Origin of the sequence: Paludisphaera soli (assembly GCF_011064595.1) — a bacterium.
Taxonomy (GTDB): domain Bacteria; phylum Planctomycetota; class Planctomycetia; order Isosphaerales; family Isosphaeraceae; genus Paludisphaera; species Paludisphaera soli.
In genome coordinates this window covers 1-817 of sequence record NZ_JAALJI010000127.1, presented here as the reverse complement: position 1 = coordinate 817, position 817 = coordinate 1, and the positions used below count along the sequence as shown (strand labels likewise).

1 protein-coding gene is annotated in these 817 nt (G+C 70.1%); it reads left to right on the top strand.

The annotated features are described in order from the left end of the window. The coding region (locus G6O68_RS31935; protein ID WP_165253816.1) for a transposase at positions 1-804 on the top strand (804 nt) is incomplete at its 5' end. Positions 805-817 lie beyond the last annotated feature (13 nt).

Below are 817 nucleotides of genomic sequence, written 5' to 3'. Positions count from 1 at the left end.
CCCCACCTCGGGCCGGGGGACGTCCTGGTCGGTGACCGCGGCTTCTGCTCGTTCCTCCACCTGGCGCTGCTGGCCGCCCGCGGCGCCCATGCGGTCTTCCGGGTCCACGCGAGGCAGATCGTCGACTTCACGCCGCACCGGCCGCACGTCGGCCGCGACGTCAAGGAGGGGGCCAAAGGCCGCCCGCGCTCGCGGTGGCTGCGACGGATCGGCGAACACGACCAGCTGGTCGAGTGGTCCAAGCCGAGCAAGCGGCCGCAGTGGTCGACCCAGGAACAGTTCGCCGCCTTGCCCGCGACGCTGGAACTCCGCGAGTTGCGGTACGACGTCGGCCGGCCCGGCTACCGCACCCGCTCGGTCACGCTGGTGACGACGCTGCTCGACGCCGAGGCGTACCCTCTGGAGTCGCTGGCCGAGCTGTACGGGACGCGGTGGCGGGTGGAACTGTACCTGAGGCGCCTGAAGACGACGATGCGGATGGACGTGCTCAAGTGCAAGACGGTCGACGGGGTGCTGAAGGAGTTGACCGTCTACGCGTTGGTCTACAACCTGGTCCGGGTGGTGATCCTGGAGGCGGCCCGGCACCAGGGCCGGGAGGTGGAGCGGGTCAGCTTCGTGGACGCCCTGCGCTGGCTGGTCCACGCCGTGGGAGACGGGCGGTCGCCGAGGTTGGTGGTCAACCCCGACCGGCCCGGCCGAGTGCAGCCACGGGTCGTGAAGCGGCGTCCCAAGAAGTACATGTGGATGACGAGGACCCGGGCCGAGTGGCGTGAACGCCTGACGGCACAGTCGGTCGCCCCTTAGCTTAATGGCGTTC